This is a genomic window from Paenibacillus sp. FSL K6-1566 (assembly GCF_038050475.1).
Lineage (GTDB): Bacteria > Bacillota > Bacilli > Paenibacillales > Paenibacillaceae > Paenibacillus_AQ > Paenibacillus_AQ lactis.
Genome location: NZ_JBBOSR010000001.1, coordinates 4628308 through 4652732, shown reverse-complemented (window position 1 = coordinate 4652732; position 24425 = coordinate 4628308). Strand labels below are relative to the sequence as shown.

Sequence of the window (24425 nt, the reverse complement as noted above, 5' to 3'; positions counted from 1 at the left end):
ATCAGGCTTCTTCCTCTCTTAAGGTTTCTCCGCTCGCTTCCTGCTCGATATCCTGCTTGATATGGTGCAGCGAGTCGCCGAGCGTATTGATGCTCCTCCGGATCTCTTCGTCGTTGCCGGACTCCAGCATGATTTTGTACAGGCTCTTCTCGAAGGATTCGTTCTTCTCGTAGCGTTCCAGAATGACATCCAGTCCTCCGATAACCATCTCGAACATATTGATCTTCTCATGCAGCAGATTCAAAATATGCTCCTCGATCGTACCTGCAGTGGACAGGTTGAAGATTTGCACATCGTTGGTCTGGCCGAGACGGTGCACGCGTCCGATCCGCTGCTCCACTCGCATCGGATTCCAGGGCAGGTCGAAATTGATCATATGGTGGCAAAACTGCAGGTTAATTCCTTCGCCCCCGGCTTCAGTTGCGATCATAACCTGAGCTCTCCCCCTGAACAGGTCCATCATCCAGTCCTTTTTCCCCCGGTTCATGCCGCCCCGGTACGGCACCGATATGAGTCCGTGATCCCGGAAATAGTTAAGCAGATATTCCTGGGTGGCCCGGTACTCGGTGAACACGATCACCTTCTCGTTCATCTGGCGGATGAGCTCGATCGTTTTCTCGGCCTTGGTATTGGCTTTAATCGCTTTGATCAGATACACCAATTCCCAGATTTTATCGCGGAGCGGGGAGTCCTCCGGCAGCTTCTTGGACAGATTGACGAGCGTAACAAAGACCGCATCCCGGCTGCTGCACACCTCGCGCTGGAGGGTGACGAGGGACAGCATGCTGCTTAAATTTCCCCCTGCTGCCTGATACTGATCTTTGACGAAGGACGTGACCCCGTCGTATAATGACTGTTCTTCGGGCGATAAAGTCAGCCCGACATTGCGGACGGAACGCTTCGTAAACTTCACTTCGCCTTCGCCCCGCCGGTTTCGGATCATGACCTTGGACAGCTCGTCCTTGAGCTGCTCCTGGTTCTTCGGCTTTCGTTTATCCACAACGAAATTGGCCGCAAACTGCCCCTGGCCGCCAAGCTGGCCCGGCTTCAGGAGCGTGATCAGGTTGAACAGCTCGCTGAGGTCATTTTGTACAGGCGTAGCGGTGAGGAGCAGGCAGTATTTTTTGCGCAGCTTCTGAATGAATTGGTAGTTGGATGTTTTCTTGTTTTTGAGCTTGTGGGCCTCATCGATGATGAGCATATCGTATTCCTGATTCAGGAGATATTCGCTATGCGGATCCCGTTTGGCGGTGTCCATGGAGGCGACGACGATGTCATTCGCCCAGGAATAGGCTTTTTTCTGCGCAATGGCCGGAATGCCGAACTTGGAGTTCAGCTCCCGGACCCACTGGAGCACCAAGGAAGCAGGTACGAGAATCAGCACTCTGGATACGAGCCCGCGGAGAATATATTCTTTTAAAATAAGACCGGCTTCAATCGTCTTCCCGAGTCCAACCTCATCGGCCAGAATCGCCCGGCCCGACATCTCGAACAGCACCCGCTTGGCGGTGTCGGTCTGATGCGGAAGCGGGGACAAATCACCCAGGTGCTTGAGGCACTGAAGCTCTTCGAAGCTCGTCACCAGGCGGGATTGCTCGCCCTCAACGGCTAGCTGAGACAGCCTGAAGTCCCCCCACGGACCGCCTTTCTCAAGGCGCCCTTCGAGATCGTCCAGCCAGGAACGGTCCATCTGAAGCGGTACGGGCAGGCGCGGATCCGTCGTCATGTCTGGACCGGCAGTGGATGGCTGATGATTCATGGTGATCCCCTCCTGTTATGAAAGTTTCCGGACAGCGGTGTATGAGTAGTATGGACGAAAAAAGAAGTCTTCATAACTTGCACCTCCCTTTATGGGGTGCGAAAGGGCGGAGAGAGCGCACGGCTGCTGGAATTGGCAATTTTCAACGTGTTTTTCATAGGAGACAAGTGAAAAAGAGAGCGGGACGAAGAAAGCGGAAGCAGGAGCGGACAAGCATGGGGTTTCGCCCTTAATTTTCACATTATCGGCATAGTTTTACTATATATAGTGTAGTATAATGAATTCATTGCACTATATATGGTGTGTTTCGGCGTTTTGTATGTTTGATCCGCTACATATGAGGTTATGTTGATGGTGAGCCCGCTAGCAGTATTCGTGAAAAAGCGGCAGCTGCACGGGGATCCTTACTACTGCGGCATAACTGCGGAAATTTTGGCAGTCTTATCGGAATTTGCCCGGATCGGTACATGATCACGGCATCTGATATCGACGCAGGATAACCGCTCAGGGCGGTTCGTTTTTAAACGCGGTCTGTCTTCTTAGAGAACGTCGATCAATGTTTTATTTATAATCGTTATATTTTAATTAGGAGGAGTTGCTCTTGAGTACGATGCAAAGTCAGCGGCTGGAAGGTTTGAGCGAGAAGATCTTTTTGGACCGGTATGCGTGGAAGGATGCGGACACCAATAATGCGAAGGTCGGCGATGTGGTGCTCGTTCTGACGAAGGACGACCCGAAGTTCCCGACGAAGGAAGTCGGCGAAATCGTGGCTCGTGAAGGACGGAAGGTAACGGTTCGTACGCGCAAAGGCGAGCTGGTGGAGTCGGAGGTGGAGAAGCTGACGCTGACCATCGAGAAGACGCCGGAGGAAATGTGGGATCGGCTTGCGGCCGCGATGTCATCGGTTGAGGCAACACCGGAGCTGCAGGAGGAATGGCGGGAGAAGTTCCGTTACATTCTGGACGACTGGAAGCTTGTTCCGGGCGGCCGGATTGCAGCAGGCGCGGGAGCCAGCGACGAGCTGACGCTCTTCAACTGCTATGTCATCCCTTCTCCAAAAGACAGCCGTGGGGGCATTATGGAGACGTTGACCGAGATGACCGAAATTATGGCCCGCGGAGGCGGCGTAGGTATTAACCTGTCATCGCTGCGTCCTCGCCGCGCGATCGTCAAGGGCGTCAACGGTTCCTCCAGTGGCGCCGTATCCTGGGGCGGCCTGTTCAGCTACACGACAGGACTTATCGAGCAGGGCGGAAGCCGCCGCGGCGCGCTGATGCTCATGATCAACGACTGGCACCCGGATGTGCTGGATTTCATTACGGTGAAGCAGACGATGGGCCAGGTGACCAACGCGAACCTGTCGGTATGCGTCAGCAACGGCTTCATGAAGGCCGTGAAGGAGGATCTGGAGTGGGAGCTGGTATTCCCGGACACGACCGATCCGGATTACGACGAGGTGTGGGACGGCGATCTGGACAAATGGAAAAAGGCCGGACGAAAGGTCATTCCATACCGTACGGTAAGAGCGCGCGAAGTGTGGCATACGATTATCGAATCGGCCTGGAAATCGGCCGAGCCGGGCGTTGTCTTCATGGAATATTACAACCAAATGTCGAACAGCTGGTACTTCAACCCGATTATCTGTACGAATCCTTGCGGCGAGCAGGGGCTTCCGGGCTGGGGCGTGTGCAATCTGTCCGCGATGAACCTGTCGAAGTTCTACGATGAGGAGAAGCACGACGTCGCTTGGGACGAATTGGCGGTAACGACGCGTTACTCCGTTCGCTTCCTGGATAACGTCATCGACCGGACGCCTTACCATTTTGAGGAGAACGAGGCGAACCAGAAAAAAGAACGCCGCGTCGGCCTTGGAACGATGGGTCTCGCCGAGCTGATGATCAAGCTGAAAATTCGCTACGGCAGCCCGGAATCGTTGGAATTCCTCGATAAGCTGTACGGCTTCATCGCCCGCGAAGCGTATCTGGCATCCGCCGACATCGCGGCGGAGAAGGGCTCGTTCGAAGCGTTCGATGCTGAGCTGTACCTGCAGAGCGGATTCATGAAAAATATGGCGGAGGTTTATCCGGAAGTGGCTGAGGCTGTACGTGCCAAAGGCGCACGGAACGTTACGGTCATTACGCAAGCCCCTACAGGCAGTACCGGCACTATGGTCGGCACCTCGACGGGGATCGAGCCGTACTTCGCCTTCAAATATTTCCGTCAAAGCCGTCTTGGCTTCGACGAGCAGTTCGTTCCAATCGCTCAGGAGTGGCTGGACAGCCATCCGGGTGAAGAGCTTCCGGATTACTTCGTGACGGCGATGGATCTGTCCGCCGAGGATCATATCCGGGCGCAGGCAGCCATCCAGCGCTGGGTAGACAGCTCGATCTCGAAGACGGCCAACTGCCCGGCAGACTTCACGGTTGAGGATACGAAGCGCCTCTATGAGCTGGCCTTTGACCTTGGGTGCAAAGGGGTAACGATCTACCGCGACGGCAGCCGCGACATCCAAGTGCTGCAGACCGAGAAGAAAGAAGACAAAGCAGCGGAAGCTGTAACCGCGTCTTCCCAGGAAACGGCGCTTGAGCAAAGCGCGGCAGGTCAAGCAACAGAGGATGCCGCCAGCGTTCAACCTTCGGCAGCTGCCCCTGCGGCACCGGCTGGAAGCAAGAGCGGACTCGATAAGCAGTACAAGAAGCGTCCACAGGTGCTGCGCGGCGCAACGTACAAAATGAATACGCCGTTCGGTATGGCGTACATTACGATCAACGACCTGGACGGCATCCCGAGCGAAATCTTCCTGAACGTCGGCAAAGCCGGTTCGGACGTGTTCGCGATGGCCGAGGCGCTTGGACGCGTCTGCTCCCTGTTCCTGCGGTATGGTGACCATGGCAACAAGGTGGAGTTGCTGATCAAGCATCTGAAGGGCATCGGCGGCACCGGCGCGATCGGCTTCGGCGCGAACCGCGTGGAGTCCATCGCGGACGCCGTAGCGAAGGCGCTGGAGACGCATGTGGCAAGCGGAGCACCGGATCATGACCATGATCCTGCGCCGGTTGCGGCCACCATGGCTCCGGCCGAGCCTGCGGTTGCCAGCCACGGCGCACCAGCAGCCGACCATGGCCATGGCGGCGCTCACACCGGCGGCTCGATGTCCCTGGACCTGTGCCCGTCCTGCGGCGGCGCGTCCCTGATCAACATCGAGGGATGTAAGACTTGCGGGAACTGCGGGTATAGCAAGTGTTCGTAAGTGGGGATTGATGACAAAAATCGTTTTATATTTTAAAAAATGTAAAATTTAAAGTGTTATAGGCCCGTACCTTGGTGGTACGGGCTTTTTGAATGAGAATAATGCGCAGAAGGAAGCCGTGATCGAGGATAAAGCGAGTTGATTTCATTAGTCTCCCGTTATCCTGACGCTTTTTTGTTGGCAAATCTAGGAATATCCTTTATCATAAAAATAAAACTTTCGGGGGTTGAAATGGGCGGCGAATTAGTTAAGGCAGTTATAGAAAAGATACCTAGCTGGGTGTTTAGCGTTATCGGAATAGGTATCGTTGGTTTATTTTTTTATGTTTCATATTTATTGTCCAAGGGGGCTCGTAAGATATCCAGCGTGTTGGATAAGGAAAATAATATTAAAGAAATGCAGGAACAGATTAGAGAACTTGAGAATGAAAATGAATATTTGAAGGGCATATCCTCTCAATTCAGCACTGCAGTAGAGAACCTTACCACTCATATCAAAACATTTGATGCTATAAGAGTACTGTCCGACACACCAAGTGAAGCTAGATACAAATTATCAAATCTATTAGGGAGAATGACTGACTCTCTAGCAGCAGATGTTAAATTTACACCAGGAGAAAAGCATAGATGTGGATTTTGGCTTTATGATAATGAAAACAGAAAACTTGTGTTGTCACATGCGAGTTCGGGATTTCCTTCAAACTACATAAATTCTAGGTCGCTTGATGTTGATGTATCAATCGCAGGGAGAGCTTACAGGCTACGAAAAACTGTTTACGAACCTAATGTTGAAGACTCAATGGAATGGTCAAGAAATCCAGATTCATTAAGTCGTTATAAATCGATTGTAAGTATACCAGTTGTACCATTTGGGGTATTAACTATTGATGCAATGAATCCCATGATTAAGGATTCGATTGAAATTGGCGAAGCATATGCAGCTTTGTTCGTGATTGTTTCATCACAGCTGTTCATTTTTTCCGAAGATGATTTAACTGATGAAGACTTTTTTGACAGTGAATCATCATTTGATGAAGAGCTAGCATAGAGTTATAATATAAAGCAAAGGAGTGATAAGGATGATTCGAGATGAACAAGCTTTTCTAAAGAAGATCCTCGAGCTCTCTACAGAACGTGGTAAGATTGATGAAAGCTCTTATTCAAATGCACTGCGGAGGATGTTGCGACAGAAGCAAATACATGAAAAAGAGCTCGATAAAATTTACTCAAACGTCAATAAATTTCTGAGAGAAAATAAAAAGTTAGACGTACCGGACGATTCCGAAGTTGAAGATTCGCCTCGAGAGAACCATCAATATGCATGAACCTTTAAGAGCGCCAGCGGCGCTCTTTTGTATATGGAGGAATGATGTCTGTGCAATCATCACCATTTTATCACCCTCATAGCCAAAGAAGTTGCGACCACCTGATTGGGACAGGACAATTCCAGACTGCATACCCAAAGAAATCATCGAGATGGCGACAGGTTATGAAGAGCTGCAGAAATGGCGAATCAATGGGCTTTTGACTAAGAGTCCGGATGGTGTTGTGAACGTAACCGTATTGCCTCCCAATTCGATGGAAGGGCAAGTGAACTATGATGGGTATTCTTATTATTTTTGGGGCGGACACTGGAGATGCGTTGAAACGAGAAGAACGGGGATAATTTAGAACCCCTTATGGCACTAGGGAAGATATTAACACTGATACCCCCCTAACATTAATGAGATTACGCTCATCGACATTCTTGGTTCGGAGAACGGACGATGTCGTGGAGAAGGTGCAGCTGAAGATCGAGAAGAGCCTCATCTACCGCAACCTGAATATTTTTGATGACGGTGAGAGGAGGTCATAATCGGCCGATTCTGCCTAAGAGCATGGTTAGGATGAGTGGACTCAGCGGGAAGTTGCGAAAGCTAAGGATATCGCGCATGGGGGGGGAAAGTATTAGAAATTGGTTTACAGAACTTGCATTTGGAATATTGGATGTTGAAGAAGGTGAGTATTTACATTCTTTTTTGCATCATTTATGTGAACTAGCCGAAGTTGTGGAGATATTGTGGGAGAGCCGATGCAGCTCTATTGGGGTACAATGCTTCAAATTAATAAGTAGAGAAACATCTCGACTATCTATGTGGTAAAAATCCCCTCCTCCGTATCAATTAAACTGATCAATGCAAAGTGAAAGATATGTTATTATTACTGACATTATGATCGTACAAGTAGGTCTTGTTGAAACCTAATTTAGTGACAAAACTAATTACAACGGGCATTTATTATAGATTCAAATATATAACGTAAGGCTGAAACGGCTCTGGTGCCTTTTTTTAAGCATTTTCTCACGCAAGCTAACGAATACGATAGTTCAATAAAAACAGCGGCAGTCTAGGACTTTATTTTCTCGTCCATGGCTGCCGCTGTTTCAATTATTGGAATAAAACGCTTGCGCCATTCGTAATGTATATATTAAACATATTCAATGAAATGTGGTGATTCGATTGAGCTCTACGGAAAGAATGCCTTTGTATCAGAGGGTTCAAGAGTATATACGCGACTTGATATCGTCGAATGTATTGAAGGTTGGAGACCGTATTCCTACGGAAAAAGACCTCATGGAGCGTTTCGGAGTCAGCAAGATTACGGTTGTGAATGCCCTGGCCGGCTTGGTTAACGAAAAAATCATAACCAGGGTGCCCGGGAAGGGGACTTTTGTAAGTGAGCCTGAACCTGAAATGTCGGCGACTTTTCCAATAAACTCCGTGAAGCCTGTCGATAAAGCTAGCGGAGAAATGGGGACGCGGCTAATAGGCCTGATTCTGCCCAGCATTTATGATTATTTTACGATTCGGCTTATACAAGGCATTCAGCAAGCACTCAACGAGAACGATTACCGCTGCGTGATCTATTTGTCGGAGGGCGATATTGATAAGGAAAAAGAAGCGATCAAGACATGCAGTAGCATCGGAGTGGAAGGCTTATTGATCTTCCCGGTTGACGAGGAATTATTCAACGAGGAAATCCTAAGCATGAAATTTGCGGGGTTTCCGTTTGTTCTCATTGACCGTTATCTTCCCGGGGTGGAAACGCACTATATAGCATCAGACGGCAGGCTCGGCGCTAACATGGCGGTCAATTACCTGTGGGAGCTGGGGCACCGTGAAATCGCCATCTGCTCCGATTCGCCCATACAAACCGTTACCGTCCAAGAGCGGATCGATGGATATATGAATGCCTTCAAGGAAAAGGGAGCACTCATTAACCCAGCCCACATCGTAACCGGCTTTGAACTCGGAAGTCTGGAGCAAGCGGAAACCCATCCGCTGTACCGCTATATCAAAAACCGGATGGCAACGGCCTATATTACGCTAAATGGAAGTCTTGCCGTAAAAATCTACCAGATTGCGCGTCAGGTTGGATTGAAGGTGCCGGAGGACATTTCCATCATCAGCTTTGACGATCCGACTTCCATCATCGAAGGCTACAGCACGTTTACGCATGTTAAACAGTTTGAACGGGACATGGGCTACCGAGCGGCCTATACCCTGCTTGAGGTCATTAACGGTGATGACGGACATCAAGGAAAATATTTCAAAACCCTCGTGGAGCCGGAATTGGTGATTGGCGAGACGACGGGAACAAACGTCTTCTCCGCTTTGTGATATCAACCCCCGTTTCCTCTATATAAAAGGAACCTAATTACGAGTCCGACGCGCTTTCGATCGAATCTGACCATGGAAGCGACGGCTCTCCGGACTCTTCTACTAGGTCATCTGCAACTCCATCCCATGAAATCCTCCCATAAGAAGTCCTAGCTCCATAAAGAAATTCAGCAGAAGCCCTCCCAACCATGTCCAGTCTGTTTGACTTCGTACCACATTTTTGATCACACAATTTCATGTGGATATATTGAATATAATGTGCCTTCGCTTAAGGAATGCCTGAAAGGTGGAGAAGGAGCCCCCCCCATTTCTCAATAACCTAAAGAACAGGAGGTCACTCTAGGCCACCAGCAGCTTCTTTTTGATGTAACCCCCGATTATTAATCAACGAAACCACCCGTATTTTATCGGCCAAAAAATACTTTTACCGGAATGAAGAAATTATGGAATGATTCCAACAGTATATTGAATATATTTAAACTAACGTTTAATGAAACCGCTTGCAGTAAGGAGGGGGGCAGTCGATATATATAATCGAAAATCGAAGCCAATGACATTGGCTCTATTCCCAATCGATCGGGAATGGATTCGTAACCATCCGATCCGACGAAGGTAGAGGAGGTGTTCGGAGAGTGGTACTCAAAGGTGCTGTTATCCCTGGATTTGAGCAATTAAAAAAGAATAAGAAGCTCTCTAAAATCTGGCAATTCAGGCACATCTATTTATTTTTGCTTCCTGCGATTATCTGGTTTCTGGTGTTTGCCTATTATCCGATGTACGGCATCTTAATCGCATTCAAAGACTTCAAATTCAATCTGGGGATCTTGGGGAGTCCGTGGGCAGGCTTTAAATATTTCGAACAGTTTTTGAACGATTCCAGCTTTTACGATGTGCTCCGAAATACGTTATCCATTAGCGCCCTGAAACTTATTTTCGGATTTCCGGCGCCATTGATCCTGGCCTTAATGCTCAATGCCGTCATGCACAAAAGAATCAAAAGAGTGTTTCAGACGATTTCCTATCTGCCGCACTTCGTGTCGTGGGTCGTTGTCGTGACCTTGCTTCAAAAAATCCTGTCTCCGAACGTAGGGCTTATCAATGACATTCGATTCCAAATGGGTTTGGATCCGATCTTTTTTATGGGAAAGCCGGAATTATTCTATCCCTTGGTTATCATCTCCGACATCTGGAAGGGTGTAGGCTGGGGTTCGATCATTTATTTAGCCGCGTTAACGAATATCGATCCGCATTTGTATGAAGCAGCCGAAATCGACGGGGCTGGAAGGTGGAGCAAGCTATTTAAAATCACGCTGCCATGTCTTACTCCTACGATTGGCATACTGCTGATCTTCTCCCTCAGCGGAATCCTGAACGCCGGCTTTGACCAAATCTGGCTGATGCAGTCCCCGGCAACCTTAAGCGTCTCGGAGATCTTGGACACCTATGTCTTAAAAACCGGCCTCCAGCAGGGGCAACTCGCCTATTCCACGGCGATAGGATTATTCAAGTCCGCGATTTCGCTGCTGCTCATTGTGGCTGTCAACAATATATCCAGACGTGTGAGTAACGTATCGCTATGGTAATAGGCTGGCACTCAAGATAAGGAGGTGTGTGTATGGGTGCGAGGAGGCTGACGCCGGCAGATAAAATGTACATGACGCTCAACTATACGGTGCTGTTTTTATTCTGCGCTACGGCGCTATATCCATTTATCTATTTCCTGGCCCTATCTTTCAATGACGGCTACGATGCGATGAAGGGCGGAATCTATTTTTTTCCTAGAGTGTTTACATTAGAAAACTATGCGAAAGCGTTCAGCAACTCATTGATCTTGAATTCGTTCTTCATTTCCATTACCCGAACCGTTGTCGTAACGGTAGTCTCCGTATTTCTGACGGCCTTATTAGCCTACGCGCTTTCGCGGAAAGGGCTGCCCGGAAGAAAATATATCGTATTCTTCTTTTTCTTCACCACGTTGTTCAGCGGAGGGCTTATCCCGACGTTTATCCTGTTCCGGCAAATCCACATCCTGGATACGTTTTGGGTGCTGGTGCTGCCCTCGCTATACAATTTCTTCAATGCGATTATTATGAAAACCTTCTTTGACGGGATCCCGGAGGGGCTCTCGGAATCGGCCCGAATCGACGGAGCAAGCGAGTTGTCCGTATTTGCAAGAATCATCCTGCCTCTCTCGATGCCGGTGCTTGCTACCATTGCCCTGTTTGTCGGGGTGGGCGTGTGGAATGACTGGTTTACCGGGCAGTTTTTCATACAGAATGAGAACCTGCAGCCTGCCGCCACGTTCCTGAACAAGATGATCAGCGAAGCGTCCTTCCAGTCGATGACGTCGTCGTCGGGAAATAGCGGATCTGCGATTCAGAACATGACCGAAACCCAGATGGAGCTGCGAGGCGTAACGCCGGAAGCCTTGAGGATGACGTTCGTCATCATTATTACGACCCCGATCATCTGTGTGTATCCATTTCTTCAGAAATATTTTGTCAAAGGCGTGTTGGTCGGTTCTCTTAAGGAGTAGCTGGTATAAAAGGCTAAGCCTCTTATATAAAACTTCCAATGGAAGGGGATTGTAGGATGAGAAAGAACAAGCGCAGGAGTGTTCTTGGCATGGCACTAATCGCTTTGCTGCTTTTCATGACAATGACGGCATGCACAGGATCGGGCGGTAAAGAGGAAGCAGGCACGAATGAACCGGGTCCAAAAGAGTCAGGGACTGAAGAAATAAAGCCGGTCACCTTGACTTTCCTCAGTGCCTGGAATGGCGGCGGAGCCGGTTTCCCGCAGGACCAGGAGAATAATCCCGTTGCCGGGCAGATCAGGGAGAAAACCGGGGTCACATTAAAACTTGAATCCATTACAACGAGCGAAGTCGAGAAACTGAACACCATCTTTGCTTCCGGTACGGTTCCGGATATCGTAAACGCACCTTTCTGGTCTACGACAGGAGGAGAAGGACAAGTCATCAAGAAGGCGGCCACGGAAGGACAGCTTCTGGATTTAACCCCTTATCTCGATAAATACCCGAATGTAAAAAGACTTGTGACGACCGGGATTGCGAAGGATTTTGCCGAGTTCGATCTCAACAGCCCCGAATTTGAGGGCAAGACATATCTCATTCCTACGGAGACCCCGGACGGAACCCCGGAGAGCATTCATAATTGGAACTACGGCCTGTTTGCCAGGGGAGATATCCTGAAAGCCTTAAATGTGAAAGCGGAGGATATTGATACGCAGGAAGAGCTATATGAGCTATTGGTCAAGATCCGGGATGGCGGTTTCAAGGATATTGGCGGAAAGCCGGTTATCCCGGCCGGAACCATGTGGAATGGATGGGATTACGGCCAATTCCTTGCCGGGTGGACGGATTACACGATTTCGGACTACCGTGAAGTCGACGGAAAACTGATCCACTGGACGCAATCCAAGGATCATGAAGCCAGACTGTTATACATGAGAAAATTAATAACGGAAGGTTTGTTCGATCTTGAAGCCTTTAACAATACGAGCACAACGGCGAATGAAAAGCTGACGACCGGCAAGCTTGCCGTATTCGGAGCCCAGCCGATGCTGGCGGATTTACAAAAAACGCTGTATAAGACGAATCCGGAAATGCAATATGAGCTGCTCGGACCGATGAAGAACAAGAGCGGAAACATTCGAACGCAAGTGGAAAAGCCGGGCCGTTCCGGGTTCCCTGTCCTGTTCTTAAGCGCGGACATTAAAGATCCTGATGCGGCATTGCGGTACATTGATTATGTCAACAGCGAAGAGGGCCGATTGCTTGCGTATTTCGGGATCGAAGGAACGCACTACACGATGGAAAACGGGATCCCTCAATGGATTCCGGATGTGAAAAAGCAATTCGATGACAACCCGGATCTGAAAAGAGACGCAGGGCTCAATTATCTTCCGGGAAGATTTATCGGGGCCTTCTCCTCGGAAGTCACTTGGCCTACGCCTGAGGATCAAAAAACCGAGTGGCAAAAGCTGGAGGAGAGCTTCTCAGCAAGAATGCCGATCAAAATCATAGATAAAGTAAGCGTGAGCTACCTTGCAAGAGAGTGGCCTAAATATCAGGAATATATCGATAAAACCAGCAGTTTGAATTTTGATGAGGAATTTAAGAAGGCCTTTTTTGCGGCGTCCGATGAAGAGGCTCTAAATATGCTTCATAGTGTTCAGGAAAAATTCAGAGCGGCCGGCGTGGAGGAAATGGCGGAGTTCGTGGCTCAAAAAGCTGCGGAACGGGATGATGTAGGGTTCTAATGAAGGAAGATTGCGGGATGGTGTGGATGGTGCCGCTCCATCCCCAATCACTTTCTTAACCTTGTTTATATCGCCGCCTCCCTTTGAGTGTGTAAAATTCGGTGAAAAAATATAAACGGTTACGGAGGGAAGAAGCATGTTGAACGTTGCGATGCTAAGTAAGTGGCATGTGCATGCAGAGGATTATGCAAGAAAGCTGCAATCTCACGGTAACGTGAAGCTCGCGGCCGTCTGGGACGAACAGCCTGAACGCGGAAGGGAATGGGCTGCCCGATTGGGAGCGGATTTTGAAGCGGATTTGGATAAGCTGCTACGGCGGGAAGACATCGACGGCGTTGTGGTGGATGCCCCTACAAGCATGCACGCCGACGTCATGGTCGCTGCCGCGGAGGCCGGCAAGCATATTTTTACCGAGAAAGCGATGGCTCTTACTGTTGAAGAATGCAATCGGATTTCTGCGGCGGTACGCAAAGCAGGCGTCAAGTTCTGCATTTCTTTTCCCGCCCGTACAAGGCCGCACCAATTGTTTGCGAAGCAGCTGATCGATGACCATGTATTAGGGGACGTGACGCTTTTGCGCATTCGAAACGGCCACGACGGTGCTCTGAATAATTGGCTCCCCGACTACTGGTATGATGAGAAGCAAACCGGGGGCGGAGCCATGATGGATTTGGGATGTCATCCGATGTACTTAGCCAGTTGGATGTTGGGTCAGCCCAAAAGAATCACATCCATGTTCCATTACTTCACCCATCGGGCAGTAGAGGATAACGCGCAGTGCTCCATTGAGTTCGTCAACAACGCGGTCGCATTGGTCGAAACGAGCCTTGTGACGTACAGAACCCCTTCGGCCCTTGAGATTTACGGTACGGAGGGCACCTTGATGATCTCGGATGATTCCGTTCGAGTCATCTCGAAGAAGCTCGAGCTACCTTTTTCGGGATGGATCTCACCGACTCAGCTCCCTAAAGAGCAGCCGCTTCCGATCATCCAGTGGGCAGATGCGTTGCTTGATGACAAGCCGATGCCTTTCGGACTGGAGGACGGGACGAAATTGACGGAGCTGCTGGAAGGGGCCTACATCGCACATAAGGAAAACCGAACGGTGGAGTTCAAATAACGCGGGGGAGGGGATTCCATGAGAACCGTAAAAGTCGGGATTATCGGCTGCGGGATGATTGCGGGCGGGAAGCATATGCCATGTTTGTCCAAGTTGGATAACGTACAGATGGTGGCCTTCTGCGACTTGAAGCCGGAACGAGCCGAGGAAGCCGCCCAAAAATACGGCACGCCAGACGCAAAGGTGTTTACGGATTACAAGGATCTGCTGGCGATGGAAGAGATCGAGGTTGTTCATGTGCTAACACCGAACAGCTCACACGCGGCAATTTCCATTGATGCGCTCGAAAGCGGCAAACATGTCATGTGCGAAAAACCGATGGCCGTCACAGGCGCCGAGGCCAAAGCGATGTACGAAGCCCACTTGCGAACAGGCAAGAAGCTCACCGTCGGATACCAGAACCGTTCCAACGCCAAGAGCCAGCTGCTAAAGAAGATGATCGCCGACGGGGAGCTTGGGGATATCTATTTTGCCAAAGCGGTCGCTACCCGAAGACGAGGCGTGCCTACCTGGGGCGTGTTTCTGGATAAAGAGAAGCAGGGGGGCGGTCCGATGATCGATATTGGAACCCACTCCCTGGATCTGATCCTGTGGCTGATGGATAACTATGAGCCGGAGAGCGTCGTCGGTAGTACCTTCCATAAGCTGAAGTTTACCGAAAATGCCGCGAACGAATGGGGATCCTGGGATCCGAGCGAATTCGAGGTCGAAGATTCGGCGTTCGGGTATGTGAAATTTAAAAATGGTGCGACGGTCATCATTGAAACCAGTTGGGCCCTCAACATTGCGGAAAGCGGCGGCAACCTGCTGTGCGGAACGAAGGGCGGGGCGGATTTTGCCAAAAATGAACTGCGGATCAACGGCGAGCGGGACGGAAGCTTGTTCCTCAATAAAATCGAGGTGAATCCGAATGCAAGAGAGCTGTTCAGGGGAGAAGAATTAACGGATTTCGAATATGAAGCCAAACAATGGATTCACAGTATCGTGAACGATACCGAGCCCCTGGTTAAACCGAGGGAAGCGATGATTGTTTCGCAAATATTAGAAGCGGTATATATATCGGCGGAAACAGGAAAAACCGTTTATTTTGATTAGGGAAGGGTCGTGAAACGCTGACCTGTCATAGCGGGTCGCCAAGCGCCGATTATTTTTCGTTTTATTAAGAATGTATTCGATCAAATACCGATCTTTATACGTATCCTTGTCTTCGTGGATGCCTCTGCATTTCGTCGAACGCATTCAAGACTGTCGATAGACAAGGAAATCGTCCATTGGAACCCGCGCCTTGCGCGGGTTATTTTAATGACTAAAGAACGTCTTATCGGCGTTAATATCCATGGATGATCCGGGCCTTTCCCGCACATCATCGTGCATCCTTACAAGCGTGTAAGGGATATGTCACCTAAATCAATGGTACCAACCTGGCGGCTCCTCTAAAATACTCCCTGGATAGGATTATTATTAAGGGGGAGTTGGCGTGAGGTTTTTTGAAATACTGCTATTCTTTTCGAGTGCGTGTTTGTTGGCATTCCAGTTCGTAGTCAATCCACGTATCCGAAGATCAGCTTTGCTCCTGACAAGCGGAGCAGGCTCCATTTTTATAGTGATCCATTTGCTTGTCGAAGGATACAGGGTTCAGCTATTGTTTTTATACGGATTTACGCTCCTGATGCTTATTCTTTCACTGATCGACGCTTTCAAAGCACCGGCAGTCGTTCAGACTGCTTCGAGAATCCGCGGGATGCTGGGCCGCCTTTTTATTGGGATGGGGTTAATCGCGACAGCGTGCTTTCAGTATGTGTTTCCCGTATTCAGCTTTCCGGAGCCAACCGGCGAGTTTAAGGTAGGCACGCAAGCTTTTCATTTCATCGATTCAAGCCGGGAGGAGACATTCGGTACAACCGCGACAGGGAAGAGGGAATTGATGGTTCAGGTATGGTATCCGGCTCAAGCCGGCACCGGGCAGTACGCTCCTTTTATCCCTGATACCCGGATTCTAAGTTACATGGCGGCGAACTACGGCCTTCCCGGGTTTACTTTTCAACACTTGAAGTACGTATCCAGTCATGCTTATTCCGAGGCCGAAGTCTCTTCAGCACAGACTACATACCCGCTGATCCTTGCGAATCCCGGCTTTGGCTCCTCCAGGTTCCTCCATACGTCGCAAGCCGAAAATCTCGCGAGTCACGGATATATCGTCGCCGTGATCGACCATACCTTCAATACATTTGCAACAGAGTTTCCGGACGGTCGAATTACGACCAGCACAACCAACGACTTATTTTCGCCCGACCACGATTACCGAACCGAAAGCGGAAATCGCGACAAATTGGGAAAAGTTTTAACAGATGATGTGGCCTTTGTGCTGGACCAGTTCGAGCTTATCCAATCGGGGCAGATTCCAAGTCGTTTTAAAGGGAAAATGGATCTCAAGCATGTCGGGGTGTTTGGTCATTCCATCGGCGGAGCGACGGCCTATGACGCTGCTTTCGATCCGCGAATCACGGCTGGAATAGACTTGGACGGAGGCCTTTACCGACTGCGTGACAGAGAGGGGCTGAAAAAGCCGTTTTTATTCATCCACTCGGAAACCGAATATGAACGATTAAAAATGGTGAGGGATGACCGGGTTTACACGGATGCAGAGCTTGACCGTATGGGCTCAACAAGAGAGTGGATGGATCAAGTAACGGAAGATAAAAAGCTGGAGCTTAAACGGATGCGCGAAACGGTCGGCGAAGGGGGACAAGTCCTCTATATTGAAAATACGGAGCATTTGAATTTTACCGATGTCCAGTTCATTTCTCCTATTTTCAAATTGCTGGGCATTACTGTTATTGCTAACGCATAATGTCCGGAGATTGATGGTGTAAGTTATCCTGCTATTGACGGTTAATCTGACCGCATCCGGATATACGAGAGGGAGAATTATGATAATTCTCCCTGAATGACGCGCTTAACCATATGATCGTCGATAATGCGGTGTTTGTTCTGTGCGCCGTAGAGCATGCAATGAGTACATACTTTGTTAATTAGCCTAGCTGCTCCGCCAGAGTAACGATAGATGTCGTCAATAGCTCCGTCAGTGAAGATGTCTCGTTCCGCACCGGCATAAGTCATGTGTCTCTCGATGTAGGCTCCTGTTTGGGCCCGGTCATAATGCGGAAGTTTGCATTGAAGATCGATGCGTTGACGAATCGCAGCGTAGGCTTGTAGGTTAATGCGATCCCACAATTCACTTTGCCCGACGAGGATGAGGGCCATTGGGCTTTGAGCATCCATCTTGAAATTTAGTAGAAAGCGAACTTCCTCCAGCATCTCTCGGTCCAAAAGATGACTTTCATCCACGACCACGACGGGCTGCAGTCCATGAATTCCCCGCATGAGCTCGATCTCTCGATGCAGCTGACGTTTCGCATCCCCGCGATAAAACTTCGATTCACAACCGAGTTGTTCCAGCAGCCCCTTGTAGAAGTGCCGCGGTGTCAGTTTTGAATCCGACAGATAGAGCACCTTGAACTTCGCAGGATCCAGTTCTTCGGCAAACCGCCGAATCGTTGTTGTCTTTCCGGTTCCGCAGTCACCGGTCACGACCGCAAACCATTGCCGTTCTGCCGCATATTCTAGCCGCCCCAGCGTCTCCTCCAAAATTTCCGACTCATATAACTCACTAGGCAGAATGTCCCTGGAGAACGGTGAACGGCTAAGCTCATAGAATGCCTCAAACATTGCCATTCACCTTGCCTTTCTTACGGAAGCTGATGGCCGGCACTTGCTCAGCGCGGCGCCCGCGACTTTGTACTTCAGCAACGCTTAACAGCCGCGATGAATCTGCCGGCAGCGGCTGAAGTTGATCCGGCAGTGGAGGACGTTTCCCGACACGTTCCCCGATTACGAGTTCCTTTACCTTCCATGGTTCGTGACCTTCGTACTCGATCACGAGCTCGGTGATGTCCGCCGGGTCATACACGACATCCACGGTACATCCGATGAACGGAAGCCCCACTTCATATTTACGCTCCAAGAAGCTGATGCACCCGGTTTTGTCGACTTTGCGGGTTTCGCAATGAAGGAATGCATTGGCGAGTATCTCTAGTTCCACAAACCGAAGCGCCTTCTTGTCACTTCGAAAGGCGGTTTCAGGGCTTCGTTTGTCAAGTGCTGAATGCGGCTTGTTCTGGTAGCATTCCGAAAGCCAAACTTCGAACAATTCATTCAGGCGGTCAAGCGTCTTTGGTTTTTCAAGTGCTGCTTCGCTAAGGAAAGAATCTACCACCCGGTTGAAGCGTTCAACTTTCCCGGTTGATTCGGGCGAGTATGGCCTAGCAAACAGAAGGCGAATGCCGAGCTTGGAGCACGTTCGCGTCATCCACTTAGTTCGATACTGCTTCCCGTTGTCGAAGTACACGGCTTCCGGAACACCGTACTTCTGAATGGCCTTTCGGAAGCTGTCTTCAATGATCGTCTTGTCCATGACCGGGTAAAACTCACCGTGCAGGACAAACCTCGTCGCGTCGTCGATAAAGGTAACGAGAAACACTTGTTTCATCGCTCCGTCCGGTCCAATGGGCAGATACGGACCGTACTTTATGTCCGAGTGCCATAGACGATTGCGGTGTGGCTGTTGGAATCGTCGAGCCGCTACACCTGAGTTTGCATACATTCGCATATGCCTTGTGCTATAACCACGTTCAGTGAGCTTCTCTTGAAGCGTGCTCCGTTTGATTTGACCTGGCTTAACGCGGCCTTCCCATTCCAAGATCTGAATGATCTGGGCAACACTGCGACTTGGCACTTCCCGCCGCAGCAAGATCGCTTGCTCCAAGACCTCCGGTGGAATGGCGGGGGCTGTGGGTTGTTTTCCTTTGCTCTTCGGCTTTAATCCGCCAAAGCCATCTTGCCGGTAGGCTGCTAAATACCGCCGCAGCGTTCTCTCCGATATTCCGATTTGCTCGCAAATTCTTTGCTTGATTTCCCTCGCCTTTGCCGGGTCGAGCCCTTCCGTAAGCAACGGGGCAAGGAGCTGCACACGATCCGCAGCGATCTGTTCCGCTTTCTTCTGATCTTTCATCCGTTTACACCTCTTTTGGTAGATTCGTTTACGAGTCTATCTCAGAGGGCTTCGGACAAGAATGCAGAACGGGTATGTACCCACAATTTTGAATTCACAACAGGTCGGACAACTCTTGCTAGCCATCCATCGGCATCTCCGACATAACGTCCGAATCTATGGTGTGCAGTTTGTGAAGGTGCGGACGGTTCCTTCACAACATCTAGATGAAAGCGAATGGCGATGGACTCTAGGCACCCTAACCAGTAGGTAGCCATTGAGCAAAGCCAAGTCCGCCAACGGTACAGTGTGGAGTTGTCTGCGGCAACATCTACTTCCGTGGGTTCAGACGCAATGACATTCTCCACACATTCTGATTCGTAACGCTTGTAAGGCACAATGCAGTCCGGTAACTCATGATGAATCTTCCGGCAAGCCGTACAACGTAGTCTTCGGATGACCAAGACGCTCTTTTCTCCCGTAGCATGTACAAGCTTCCGTTTTCGGCTCCCGATCACCGTCAAACTCGCAATGCAACAAGGACTAGGAACAATTTCTGCACACCTAACAAAAAACGCCGGGGATCTTCTCAACCAGCTCGTAATTTGATACAATGATCATACGTTTTGTGAGGGGATGTCTCCAGTGAGCTTGCGCGAACAGGCTCACGCTATATGGAGGCATCCTTTTCCTTTTCTGTGATACGGACATTATATTCGTCAATCCCCGGACAGGCAACACCGTCAGCTTTCGGGCATTATGCTTCAGCGTAAACACCAATCCTTTTTTTTATCGTAATCGTGAGGAACGACCATGTACACATCTTGCTCATGCATACAATGCTATCACCCTTCGCCAATGGGATGTATAATAATGGAAAGTTGAATGGCATAAGGGTTACGATGTACTAACTATATGGTTGTAGTGGCCTAAATTAACAATGAATTGACGGCCCTTGGCTTCCGCTTCTATAAATCCACTACTTATAAGGGGGATGTGCGATCATAAATATCACCCATGCTGTGAAGCACTTTAAATTATCCGAATCGCAAATTCGGGAAATTTTTAGAAGAGAAGAACGGCTCCTGCCTGAACAACCCCCGCCATTTCCTCATGTAGAGAACATACTATCAGCGGCTAATAAGAGCGTTATCATGACTCATAAGCCTCGAAGGGAAGTGGAGTCTATTATAAAGCATTATGGATGGGAAGAATATTTTGTGGATTTTGTTGCAGGTGATGATGGGTTCGCGAGAAAGCCAGATCCGGAATCTTACCTGTATTTGCATAAGAGAAATCAAATTGACCTTGTTATCGGTGATCGGGAAATTGATATTATCCCTGGAAAGCTCTTAGGTATTAAAACCTGTTTGTTTCAAAACAATACACCCGGAGCGGATTATTATTTATGGGATTATCGGGATTTTTTCAAAAACATTCATATATTATTAAATTCCAATCGAAGCTGGCTAGAATTTAAAATGAAAGGATACTTGTGAATGAAAATAGTGGATCTAACTAGAGAAGACAGGGATTGGACCCATCAAACAGCTAGCCTTTTACAGGAGAGCTTCGAAGCTTGGTCTACATATGAAATGGCAAGGGATGAAGTAATCGATTCATTACAAGAGGAGAGAATTAGCCGTGTATTACTTAGCCATGAGGGTGAAGTCATTGGGTGGATCGGGGGTCAAAGTCAATATGGCGGAAATGTATGGGAACTCCATCCCTTGGTAATCCGTGAAGCTCATAGAAGAAAAGGGCATGGAAAACGGCTGGTTCTGGATTTTGAAAAGCAGGTTGCCCAAAGAGGCGGAGTTACGATCATGCTAGGCTCGGATGACGAACATAATCAAACGAACTTGTCTAATCGGAATATCTATACAGATGTTCCTGCGTTCATTAAAGAATTTCGAAGTGAAGATCATCCCGCAAATTTCTATTTCAAGTTGGGATATGTCATTGTCGGGATTATACCGGATGCAAATGGAATGGGAAAACCAGATATTTTAATGGCTAAGAGAGTAGAAGGAACAGCCACATGATAAGAGGAATTAGCTTTGAAATACCAAATAAGTATGGCAGGCTCCTTGGAGATATTTTGAAGCCCTTTGAAACCGATGAGTATAACTGGCTTGTTGGTGGTGAGGAAGCCTATTTCATCGTTGACGGTCAATTTGAGGAAACGCTCTTTGCAGGGGCGGGGGAGATTTGGGATGGAATAACCTTAAAAAAGCTTCTGGAGGAAAACGAATACTATATCATCTTCCAGGACTTGAAAGCCTTTCCTCAAGGAAAAGACATCGTAGAAGTAAAAACATATGAGGAATTTCTAAATAGTGATTGTCAGCTCGTGCTTCTGGTGGTTGATAGCTGCTTCGTCAGTATCTACTGCAAGAACAATAAGTTGATAGAAGACCTATTTAAGAATGCGCAGCATCGAGGATACGATCATGTAAGGTACATAACGGATGCAAACGATACAAGAACCGGCTTATCCGTATGGTGAAGAGAGAATGTGAACTAGAAAATAAAAAAATGAGGTGGAGTTCCATGCTAAAAAATGTAGACGAAATCGTGGAAGCGTTTAGCAAGGAAAATTATGTATCGGGCAACCTATTGATTTCAAGAGGGGGAAAAGAGGAGTTTAGCCGGTCCTTCGGTCAGGCGAGCATTCAACTAGGGGTTCCCAATATGCTGGATACGAAGTTCCATATTGCATCCGTAACGAAGATGGTTATTGCCGCTGCCATCCTCAAGCTCTATGAGCAAGGGCTTATCGATCTTGAAAATCATCCTGGCAAATATGTTGAAAAATTCAACGTTCTTCACCCGAAGATTAACATTCACCATTTATTGAGCCACTCGTCGGGGCTGCAAGATATTTATGGCGTGCCTAATTTGCGTTTTGAGATGAGTCGATTGCAAGTGGAGAACCAAGATTTTATCGATTATTTAACGCGCCTTAAGCAGCAGTTTAATCCGGGTGAACAGTGGAGCTACAACAGTACGGGGTTTATCATGTTAGGATATATAATAGAAGCAGTGACAGGGATGAAGTATGAGGAAGTATTGCATACATGGTTTTTTGCCCCGCTGAAGATGAGCTCCACCGGCTTGGATAACCCGCGGAAGATAACCCTTGGACGAGCATACGGACACACGTTGGAGAACGGCAAAATCGCCAATGCCGACAACGATAAATTAAGCGGTATTGAAGCACCGGGAGAGCTGTATTCTACGGTTCATGATTTGGACAGGTGGTGCGAGGCCCTTTTTAAGGGGGAGCTGCTTCAACCGGAAACTATGGATAAGATGTTCACGCCCTACTATGTTACAAGCTTTGACCCGAACCTCAATTATGGATATGGTTGGTTCTTGGGGACGGACTTTCGCTTGATCGGGGGAGGTACCCCGGGATTTCGCTCAGAAATCTGGTACTACCCTGCAAGTGATTTACGAATCATCATGTTATGGAATTACGAAAAGGTAGATTCGCATCAATTATTCCATAGGATGAAGCCTGTACTGTTCGGTATGCAGCAGCAATAGGCTCGCTTAAATGATGGCGAAAACTAAAATTTACCGGGTATGACCTTTATTTCGGCTATAGACGATTACGTAAGTTCTAATATAGGTTGAGGATACAGATTTCCCTGTTCTTGAGTTGTCATAAGTTAGCCTAAATCATGAGTGCGCTTACAAATTAGCATTATAGTCCAACTTCAGGGGAGCGATATCGATGATGAATGTGCTTTTGGTGGATGACGAGCCGTGGGTAATCGAGGGGCTTCGCACGATGGTGAATTGGAGAAATTTCGGTTTCCAGATATGCGGCGAGGCTTCGAGCGGCTCCGAAGCATTCAGCATGATTCAAGAGCTTAAACCGGAGCTGGTTCTGACGGATATCAATATGCCGGTGATCAATGGATTGGAGCTGATCGAGCGCTCGAACAAAAAGCTGGCAAGACCACCGAAGTTCGTCATATTGAGCGGTTACGATAATTTCGATTATGCGCTTACCGCAATGCAGCAGCGGGTCACGGAATATTTGCTCAAGCCATTCGACGAAGAAGAAATTGAGGCAGTCCTGATACGCCTGCGCACGAAAATTCAAGAGGAGCTTAAAGCGGAGCAATGCCATAGCCGCATGCAATTTTTGTTTACCAACAATCTATTGATCCGTTTAATTCAAGGCGAAGACAACGAGTCACTTAAGCTGCAGGCTGCAAAGGCCCTTCTTCTGCAGAAGGATTCGAAGCTGCGGTGCGTTGTGGTTGAAGCTTCCGGGCCATCCGACGCTCTGGCCGGACGGGTTAAGAAATATTTCAAGCAGGAACCCGATCGTATTTTCGAGGACAGCGCGGGGAGGATCGGGGTGATTCTGCCTGATGATGAATTCCCCTCTTGCCGGGTACATGAGCTCAGCGTGCAGCTCCACAGGGAGCTTGAGGATCCGTCAAGCCAGCCGGTCATCGTGACGATCAGCGGCGTTCTGCAAGGGATCGAGTCGATTCGAGAGCTGTATTTACAGGCGTTGGAGGTTAATAAATGCAAACGTTGTCAAGGCAGAGAAGGTGTGTATCTTTATAGGGATTTAAGGCAAGGCGGAAAATCGCAGGAGCTCGCAAAGGAGAAATTCAAGGAGCTTACGGAGCTTGTGACGGCGTCCCGAATCAACAAGATTCATGCCGCTGTTGAAGCCGCTTTGGACTCCATGTTGGAAGGCATGCTTGATTTGAAAGAGGCCATTTCCCATGTGGCTGACCTGGAGTGGAGTCTTTGCAGGCGGATCGGAGAAATGAACGGGGATCCGGATGCTTTGATGAGAAAGCTTCACGACGGCCATGGCGCCATCGACAGTTTCGGGAACTATTCCGCACTGAAAACCTATGTCCTTGAACTTTGCTTGGAGGCGGCCGATATCCTGGCAAGGCTTGAGGCCAAGAACGAGAACAATACGATATTTCACGTGATTCAATATGTGGACCGGGAGTTCCGCAGCAAGCTTCAGCTGCAGGATCTGGCCAAAATGTTTCACATGAACACCGCCTATTTGGGCCAGTTGTTCAAAAAAGAGACCGGTAAGCCGTTTAACGACTATCTTAACGAGAAAAGAATCGAGGAAGCAAAGCGATTGCTAAGACGCACCCAAATGAAAATTTCGGACATTGCGCTTCAGGTCGGATATCCGAATACGGACTATTTTATCATCAAATTTAAATGCCTTACAGGAGTGCTGCCATCGGCGTACAAGCAGAAAACCGAGAGGGAGCCGGCTGATTGAACGGCGGGACGGTGCCA

19 protein-coding genes and 1 pseudogene are annotated in these 24425 nt (G+C 48.9%); 16 read left to right on the top strand and 4 right to left on the bottom strand.

Annotation, left to right across the window (positions count from 1 at the left end; all coding sequences use genetic code 11):
• Window position 1: 1 nt before the first annotated feature.
• On the bottom strand, window positions 2–1759 hold the full coding sequence (locus NST08_RS20630) for a DEAD/DEAH box helicase (protein ID WP_341342250.1): 1758 nt from the start codon (window positions 1757–1759) through the stop codon (window positions 2–4).
• Window positions 1760–2369: 610 nt separating this feature from the next.
• Between NST08_RS20630 and NST08_RS20625 the strand changes: the two genes are divergently transcribed.
• The 11 genes and pseudogenes from NST08_RS20625 (at window position 2370) to NST08_RS20580 (ending at window position 16922) form a co-directional block, all read left to right on the top strand.
• Window positions 2370–5009, top strand: coding sequence for an adenosylcobalamin-dependent ribonucleoside-diphosphate reductase (locus tag NST08_RS20625; RefSeq protein ID WP_445670727.1), 2640 nt, complete (start codon window positions 2370–2372; stop codon window positions 5007–5009).
• A 138-nt stretch (window positions 5010–5147) separates the two neighbouring features.
• On the top strand, window positions 5148–6056 hold the full coding sequence (locus NST08_RS20620) for a hypothetical protein (protein ID WP_340899945.1): 909 nt from the start codon (window positions 5148–5150) through the stop codon (window positions 6054–6056).
• A gap of 31 nt (window positions 6057–6087) precedes the next feature.
• Window positions 6088–6333: a hypothetical protein gene (locus NST08_RS20615; RefSeq protein ID WP_340899947.1), complete on the top strand. Its 246-nt coding sequence runs from the start codon at window positions 6088–6090 to the stop codon at window positions 6331–6333.
• Between the two features lie 397 nt (window positions 6334–6730).
• A pseudogene (locus tag NST08_RS29950) lies at window positions 6731–6938 on the top strand (RNA polymerase subunit sigma-70); the annotation flags it as partial.
• 586 nt (window positions 6939–7524) lie between these two features.
• A complete protein-coding gene (locus NST08_RS20610) occupies window positions 7525–8667 on the top strand; it encodes a LacI family DNA-binding transcriptional regulator (RefSeq protein WP_341342647.1) in 1143 nt (380 codons plus the stop codon).
• A 632-nt stretch (window positions 8668–9299) separates the two neighbouring features.
• Window positions 9300–10250, top strand: coding sequence for an ABC transporter permease (locus NST08_RS20605; protein WP_341342249.1), 951 nt, complete (start codon window positions 9300–9302; stop codon window positions 10248–10250).
• Between the two features lie 32 nt (window positions 10251–10282).
• Window positions 10283–11203 carry a carbohydrate ABC transporter permease gene (locus NST08_RS20600; RefSeq protein WP_007127767.1) on the top strand — a complete coding sequence of 307 codons (921 nt, stop codon included), beginning with the start codon at window positions 10283–10285 and terminating at the stop codon, window positions 11201–11203.
• Between the two features lie 56 nt (window positions 11204–11259).
• Complete coding sequence (locus NST08_RS20595) at window positions 11260–12951, top strand: extracellular solute-binding protein (protein WP_244869163.1); 1692 nt, start codon at window positions 11260–11262, stop codon at window positions 12949–12951.
• 136 nt (window positions 12952–13087) lie between these two features.
• Window positions 13088–14071: a Gfo/Idh/MocA family protein gene (locus tag NST08_RS20590; protein WP_007127769.1), complete on the top strand. Its 984-nt coding sequence runs from the start codon at window positions 13088–13090 to the stop codon at window positions 14069–14071.
• A gap of 18 nt (window positions 14072–14089) precedes the next feature.
• Window positions 14090–15166, top strand: a complete 1077-nt coding sequence (locus NST08_RS20585) for a Gfo/Idh/MocA family protein (RefSeq protein ID WP_007127770.1) — start codon at window positions 14090–14092, stop codon at window positions 15164–15166.
• 382 nt (window positions 15167–15548) lie between these two features.
• Window positions 15549–16922, top strand: a complete 1374-nt coding sequence (locus tag NST08_RS20580) for an alpha/beta hydrolase family protein (RefSeq protein ID WP_341342248.1) — start codon at window positions 15549–15551, stop codon at window positions 16920–16922.
• A 77-nt stretch (window positions 16923–16999) separates the two neighbouring features.
• On the opposite strand, the gene NST08_RS20575 is transcribed toward NST08_RS20580, so the two are convergent.
• The 3 genes from NST08_RS20575 to NST08_RS20565 are packed head-to-tail and all read right to left on the bottom strand — an operon-like array spanning window position 17000 to window position 19714.
• Window positions 17000–17800, bottom strand: coding sequence for an ExeA family protein (locus tag NST08_RS20575; RefSeq protein WP_251537695.1), 801 nt, complete (start codon window positions 17798–17800; stop codon window positions 17000–17002).
• Window positions 17793–19142, bottom strand: a complete 1350-nt coding sequence (locus tag NST08_RS20570; RefSeq protein ID WP_251537694.1) for a DDE-type integrase/transposase/recombinase — start codon at window positions 19140–19142, stop codon at window positions 17793–17795. The genes NST08_RS20575 and NST08_RS20570 overlap by 8 nt, the downstream gene beginning before the upstream one ends.
• A 41-nt stretch (window positions 19143–19183) precedes the next feature.
• Complete coding sequence (locus NST08_RS20565; protein WP_285852639.1) at window positions 19184–19714, bottom strand: DUF6431 domain-containing protein; 531 nt, start codon at window positions 19712–19714, stop codon at window positions 19184–19186.
• A gap of 429 nt (window positions 19715–20143) precedes the next feature.
• On the opposite strand from NST08_RS20565, the gene NST08_RS20560 reads away from it, so the two are divergent.
• From NST08_RS20560 to NST08_RS20540, 5 genes are all read left to right on the top strand, one after another.
• The gene (locus tag NST08_RS20560; protein WP_341342247.1) at window positions 20144–20620 is read left to right on the top strand and encodes an HAD-IA family hydrolase; all 477 of its coding nucleotides are present in this window, start codon (window positions 20144–20146) and stop codon (window positions 20618–20620) included.
• Window positions 20621–21166, top strand: coding sequence for a GNAT family N-acetyltransferase (locus tag NST08_RS20555; protein WP_341342246.1), 546 nt, complete (start codon window positions 20621–20623; stop codon window positions 21164–21166).
• Window positions 21163–21630 (top strand): DUF2691 family protein, encoded by a 468-nt coding sequence (locus tag NST08_RS20550; protein WP_341032839.1) that lies wholly within the window; start codon window positions 21163–21165, stop codon window positions 21628–21630. The genes NST08_RS20555 and NST08_RS20550 overlap by 4 nt, the downstream gene beginning before the upstream one ends.
• Complete coding sequence (locus NST08_RS20545; RefSeq protein WP_341032840.1) at window positions 21624–22673, top strand: serine hydrolase domain-containing protein; 1050 nt, start codon at window positions 21624–21626, stop codon at window positions 22671–22673. The genes NST08_RS20550 and NST08_RS20545 overlap by 7 nt, the downstream gene beginning before the upstream one ends.
• A gap of 190 nt (window positions 22674–22863) precedes the next feature.
• Window positions 22864–24408 (top strand): response regulator, encoded by a 1545-nt coding sequence (locus NST08_RS20540; RefSeq protein WP_341032841.1) that lies wholly within the window; start codon window positions 22864–22866, stop codon window positions 24406–24408.
• Window positions 24409–24425: the final 17 nt, after the last annotated feature.